Source organism: Martelella sp. UBA3392 (genome assembly GCF_002358775.1).
In the GTDB taxonomy this organism is placed as follows: Bacteria; Pseudomonadota; Alphaproteobacteria; order Rhizobiales; family Rhizobiaceae; genus Martelella; species Martelella mediterranea.
The window spans coordinates 8,477-13,698 of the sequence record NZ_DEPM01000280.1 but is presented as its reverse complement, the minus strand read 5'-3'; the positions used below and the strand labels follow the sequence as shown (position 1 = coordinate 13,698).

Below are 5,222 nucleotides of genomic sequence, written 5' to 3'. Positions count from 1 at the left end.
ACCCCTCTCTGCCCCTGTCGGGGCATCTCTCCCTCAAGGGGAAAGATTGTTTTGGATGGGTTTTTCGACAGGCGTGGGCGGAGACTGTCTGAAGCTCCTGCAGCCCGATTGTGCCCCGGAATTTGAACTCCGCCCCGCATTCCGGTAACCTGCGCACCGAACGTAACCGGAGCGCCCGCCATGAATCCCGATCATTTGCCCGAGGACTGCCGCCCGATCGGCAATCTTTTGTCGCGCATCGGCGACAAGTGGACCATCCTGGTGATGCGCGTTCTCGAAAAGGGCGAGCCGATCCGGTTCAAGGAACTGCATCGCGCCATCGGCGGCATTTCGCAGCGCATGCTGACTGTCACGCTGCGCAATCTCGAGCGCGACGGCCTTGTCCTCCGCACCGTCTACCCGACCATTCCCCCCAAAGTGGAATATGCGCTGTCGGAACGGGGCGCCGGGCTGCAGCAGGCAATGATGCCGCTGTTTCTCTGGACCAGGGAAAACGCGCACGACATCTACCAGTCGCAGCTTGCCTTCGATATGGCGAAGGAAAATCCGGTTACCTCAAGGTAAGTAGCGCATGAAAAAGTGCCGTCTTGCGGGCATGGTCGGTTACGTTTAACTCGCTGGTTACTGTTCATAACCAAGGAGTTTCCCGTGACCAGACCCAGGATCGGCATCATCGTCGGCAGCACCCGCGAGGGACGGTTCGCCGACCATCCGCTCAACTGGTATCTCGATATCGTCAAGGACCGCGACGACGCCGATTTCGAGGTGGTCGACCTGCGCGACTATCCGATGCCGTTCTTCGAGGAAAAGATGTCGCCGGCCTGGGTGCCGCCGGAAAACGACGTCGCCCGCCGCTGGGGCGAGAAGCTCGAGAGCCTTGACGGTTTCGTGTTCACGGTCGCTGAATATAACCACAGCATCACCGGCGTTTTGAAGAACGCGCTCGACTACGCCTACAAGGAATTCAACCGCAAGCCCGCCACCTTCCTCGCCTATGGCGGCACGGGCGGCGCGCGCGCCGTCGAGCAGCTTCGCCTGATCCTGGCGGAGCTTCAGGTCGCCTCGCTCAAATACAATGTCCATATCGGCATGACGGAACTGCTCGGCATCCTGCGCGAAGGCAAGACCATGGCGGATTTCCCCTATCTGATCGATGGCGCCAAGGCGATGACCGACGACCTCGTCTGGTGGACCAATGCGCTGAAGACGGCGCGCGCCGCTTAAAAGGCCCTATAATTCTCCGTCACCCCGGGCTTGATCCGGGGTCCAGGGCGGTGAGATGCGTATCTGTCGCCAGTGCATTGCAATGCAGCCCGGATAACGGCTTGACGCCGGCATGACGGGACCGGGTGAGAGGACTTCGCAAGAGATTGAGCCGCCGGCGACCCCCGGCGGCTTTCTTTTTTCGCTCCGCCGTTTCCAAACCGGCGCGCAGTTCTTATGGTGCGCGCCAAACAGCAAAGGAGACCGCCATGACGATCGGGTTTATCGGAACCGGCGAAATCACCCGGGCCGTGGTCACCGGCCTTTCCACGGTCGAGGGCGAAAAGCCGGCGATCCTCGTTTCGCCGCGCAATGAGGCGATTGCGCGCGACCTTGCAGACAGGTTCGAAAACGTCGCGGTCGCGGGCAGCAATCAGGATGTCATCGACGGGGCGGAGATGGTCTGCCTGGCGCTGCGCCCGCAGGATGCCGTGGGTATTCTCGAAGGCCTGAAATTCGGCCCCGCGCATCATGTCGTCTCGTTCATGGCGACCTATGGCGTGGAGCAGATCGAAAAGCTGACGGCGCCGGCGCAGAAGGTCACGCTGGTCACGCCGCTGCCCGCCGTCGCCTTTCATGGCGGCCCGACGCCGATCCATCCGCCGCATCAGGAGGTGGTCGACCTGTTCGAGCCGCTCGGCACGCCGGTCGCGGTCGAAACCGCCGGGGAATACCAGGCGCTCTGCGTCGCCACCGCCACCCTTGCCGGCGCGTTCGCCTATTACGAGACGATCGCCGACTGGCTGGCGGCGAAGAATGTGCCGGCCGACAAGGCCCGGGAATTTTCCGGCGCGGTGTTCTACGCCCTTGCCGCCACCGCGAAAAACGCGCCGGAGCACTCCTTCGCCGACCTCACCAGGGAATCCGCCACCCGCGGCGGCACCAATGAACAGGTGCTGGCGCATCTGAAAGAGGAAGGGGTCTACCGCGCGCTGTCGAAGGCGCTCGACGGCATCTGGCAGCGGTTCGAGGACGCGAAGTCCTGAAACGGTCCGGACAGCACAGGATTCTCTTCCCTTACGCCTGCCTTCCGGTGCGCCGTGCCATGGCGCGTTCGACCATGACCAGGCCGTCATGGATCAGAAGCGCCAGCACGCCGACCACGAGGCCGCCCTGCAGCACGAAGGCGGTGTTGTTGGACAACAGCCCGGCGATGATGACCTCTCCCAGCGTCTTGGCCGCTACCGTCGAGCCGATCGTGGCCGTCGCCAGCGAGATCACCACCGATAGCCTTATGCCGGCGAGGATGACGGGGAAGGCCAGCGGAAATTCCACCTGCGCCAGCCGCTGCCATCCCGTCATGCCCGCGCCGCGCGCGGCCTCCGAGACATTGCCCGGCAGGTTGGTGAGCCCCGTCAGCGCGTTTTCGAAGATCGGCAGCAACCCGTAGAGAAACAGCGCGATCAGCGTCGGGATCGGTCCGAAGCCGAAGATTGGCACGGCCAGCGCCAGCACGGCGACCGGCGGAAAGGTCTGGCCGATATTGGCGATCGAGCGCGACAGCGGCAGGAATTCGACGCCGAAGGGCCGGGTGACGATGATGGCGAGGCTCACGGAAAACAGCGTCGCGGCGAGCGTCGCCAGCCCCACGAGCGCAAGGTGGCTGAGTGTCAGCGACAGCATGCTCGTCTGCGTGTAGATCGCCGGGGCGTTGTTCTGCGTGAACGGCGCGAACACCGGCGCGAAGGTCTCGGGCGTGACGATGAAGGTCACGAGCAGCGCCAGAAGCGCCAGCCTTGTGAGCATTGCAAGCTTCATGAAGCCGGACCTTCCGCCCGCTGCAGCAGTCTGTCGCGGGTGACGCGGCCGATGATGACCCCGTTGCGCTCCACCGGCACGGCATCGCGTCCGGTCCAGAGGATCTGCGCCAGCGCATCCCTGAGGCTCGCGGTATCGGCGATGGGGGGACCCTCGGCGGGGCCTTCCTCCACCATTTTCGACGCCGCCGTCAGCGACAGCATGCGGAACGCCTTGTCGCCGGTGCCGAGCAGTTCATTGACGAAGTCGGAGGCCGGATGGGCGATGATTTCGGCGGGCGGCGCATATTGCAGCAGCTTGCCCTCATGCATCACGCCGATCCGGTGGCCGAGCAGGATCGCCTCGTCCATGTCGTGGGTGACCAGCACGACGGTGGTAGAGAACTGCCGCTGAATCTTGAGCAGATCCTCCTGCGCCTTGGCGCGGATGATCGGGTCGAGCGCGCCGAAGGGCTCGTCCATCAGCAACAGCGCCGGTTCCGCTGCAAGCGCGCGGGCCACGCCGATGCGCTGTTTCTGGCCGCCGGAAAGCTCCTGCGGCATGCGGTCACGATAAAGTTCGGGCTCGAGGTTGAAGAGGGTCAGCAGTTCGTCGACGCGGTCGTCGCGCTTCTTGCGGTCCCAGCCGAGAAGTTTCGGCACGGTGGCGATGTTTTCGGCGACCGTGCGATGCGGAAACAGGCCGTGGCCCTGGATCGCATAGCCGATGCCGCGCCTGAGCTCATAGGCCGGCAGGTCGCGGTTGTCGCGCCCGTCAATGCGGATCGTGCCGGAGGTGGGTTCCACGAGCCGGTTGATCATCCGCATCAGCGTGGTTTTGCCGGAGCCGGAGGTCCCGACGATGGCCGCGAGTTCGCCGCGCTCCACGGTGAGCGAGACATTGTCCACGGCCCGCGCCTCGCCATAGACCTTGGTGATGCCATCGATCTCGATCATGGGCGACGAACCTTTTTCTTCTGGCTGATTTCAACGAGTGCATCGAGAATGATGGCTGCGGCAAACGCCATGCCGACCACCGGCAGCGCGCCGAGCAGCACGAGGTCGGTCGCGGTCTGGCCGATGCCCTGGAATACGAAGGTGCCGAATCCGCCGCCGCCGATCAGCCCGGCGATCACGGCGAGCCCGATATTCTGCACCAGCACGATGCGGATGCCGGTGAGGATTACCGGAAAGGCGAGCGGCAGTTCGATTTGGAACAGCAATTGCGGGCCGGTCATGCCCATGCCGCGCGCGGCGTCGCGGGCATCGCGCGGGACGCTATCGAGGCCGGCGACCGTGTTGGAGACCACCGGCAGCAGAGAATAGGCAAACAGCGCCACGATCGCCGGCGCAAAGCCGATCCCGGCGATCCCGATTTCGGCGGCCCCCGGCACGGTGCGGCCGATCCAGGCAAGCGGCGCGATCAGCAGGCCGAACAGCGCGATCGAGGGAATAGTCTGCAACACGTTCAGGGCGTTGAGGATGCTGGCGCGCACCGGCGGCGTACGAAAACACAGGATTCCGACGGGAATGCCCACTACCGTCGCCGCCGCGAGCGACCCGAAGGCGAGCGCCACATGGATCCGGCCCTCGCGCCAGAAGGCGTCGGCGCGGTTTTCATATTCCTTGATGATCGAAAGCTCGTTCCACGCGCCCGACCACAACAGCGCACCGATCGCGGCAATGGCGGCGAGCAGAAAGATGATTCTGGCAAGCGGCGTAAGCTGTTTGCGCACGATCGCATCGGCCATCGCGATCGAGAACGCAAAAAGCATGATCCAGAACCCACCGCCGGGTGAAACGCGGGCATAGGGGTTGTCGTCCGGCATCAGGTAGTAGCCGGCGCGTCCGACCATCAGCGCCAGCACCGCGATCGCGGCCACCGCCGCGGCCAGCCTGAGGTTTACCGGGGTTTTCAGCAGAATGACGGCAATCACGGCCATCAGAAAGGCGATCAGCGCGATCGCCTGCGCCAGCGGCATCGCCGCCCAGAGCATAACGCCCTCGGCGGAGACGATGCGGTTGGCCCGCGACAGTGCGAAAGGCTGCAGGAACAGACCCGCAAGCGTGATCGCGGCAACGATGACGCCAAGCTTGTCGAGCCTTCTGGCAGCGCTCGTCTCTGTCTCGGTGATGGCTGACATGTTCTGCCTTCTGGCTGTCGGTCGGTGTTTCCCCGAAGCGGGCAATCTTGCTCCGAACAATCTCTCCCCTTGAGGGAGA

Annotated in this window: 6 protein-coding genes; 3 read left to right on the top strand and 3 right to left on the bottom strand. The window is 64.2% G+C overall.

Annotated elements, in window-relative coordinates; translation table 11 throughout:
• Window positions 1–180: 180 nt before the first annotated feature.
• The 3 genes from B4E36_RS21570 to B4E36_RS21560 all read left to right on the top strand — a co-directional run bounded on the left by B4E36_RS21570 (window position 181) and on the right by B4E36_RS21560 (window position 2,249).
• A complete protein-coding gene (locus tag B4E36_RS21570) occupies window positions 181–564 on the top strand; it encodes a winged helix-turn-helix transcriptional regulator (RefSeq protein ID WP_292055413.1) in 384 nt (127 codons plus the stop codon).
• An 84-nt stretch (window positions 565–648) separates the two neighbouring features.
• Window positions 649–1,224, top strand: coding sequence for an NAD(P)H-dependent oxidoreductase (locus B4E36_RS21565; protein ID WP_345900810.1), 576 nt, complete (start codon window positions 649–651; stop codon window positions 1,222–1,224).
• 248 nt (window positions 1,225–1,472) lie between these two features.
• Window positions 1,473–2,249 (top strand): pyrroline-5-carboxylate reductase, encoded by a 777-nt coding sequence (locus tag B4E36_RS21560; protein ID WP_292055415.1) that lies wholly within the window; start codon window positions 1,473–1,475, stop codon window positions 2,247–2,249.
• A gap of 31 nt (window positions 2,250–2,280) precedes the next feature.
• Here B4E36_RS21560 and B4E36_RS21555 read toward each other — a convergent pair whose 3' ends face one another.
• The 3 genes from B4E36_RS21555 to B4E36_RS21545 are packed head-to-tail and all read right to left on the bottom strand — an operon-like array spanning window position 2,281 to window position 5,143.
• A complete protein-coding gene (locus B4E36_RS21555; protein WP_414673807.1) occupies window positions 2,281–3,009 on the bottom strand; it encodes an ABC transporter permease in 729 nt (242 codons plus the stop codon).
• An 8-nt stretch (window positions 3,010–3,017) separates the two neighbouring features.
• On the bottom strand, window positions 3,018–3,956 hold the full coding sequence (locus B4E36_RS21550) for an ABC transporter ATP-binding protein (protein ID WP_292055417.1): 939 nt from the start codon (window positions 3,954–3,956) through the stop codon (window positions 3,018–3,020).
• Window positions 3,953–5,143 carry an ABC transporter permease gene (locus B4E36_RS21545; RefSeq protein WP_292055418.1) on the bottom strand — a complete coding sequence of 397 codons (1,191 nt, stop codon included), beginning with the start codon at window positions 5,141–5,143 and terminating at the stop codon, window positions 3,953–3,955. Before B4E36_RS21545 ends, B4E36_RS21550 begins: the two co-directional genes overlap by 4 nt.
• Window positions 5,144–5,222 lie beyond the last annotated feature (79 nt).

Bases quoted from the DNA above. Each gene is read 5' to 3' on its own strand.
- B4E36_RS21555 (WP_414673807.1), bottom strand. From the start codon at position 3,009: ATGCTCACAAGGCTGGCGCTTCTGGCGCTGCTCGTGACCTTCATCGTC.
- B4E36_RS21570 (WP_292055413.1), top strand. From the start codon at position 181: ATGAATCCCGATCATTTGCCCGAGGACTGCCGCCCGATCGGCAATCTT.
- B4E36_RS21550 (WP_292055417.1), bottom strand. From the start codon at position 3,956: ATGATCGAGATCGATGGCATCACCAAGGTCTATGGCGAGGCGCGGGCC.
- B4E36_RS21545 (WP_292055418.1), bottom strand. From the start codon at position 5,143: ATGTCAGCCATCACCGAGACAGAGACGAGCGCTGCCAGAAGGCTCGAC.
- B4E36_RS21560 (WP_292055415.1), top strand. From the start codon at position 1,473: ATGACGATCGGGTTTATCGGAACCGGCGAAATCACCCGGGCCGTGGTC.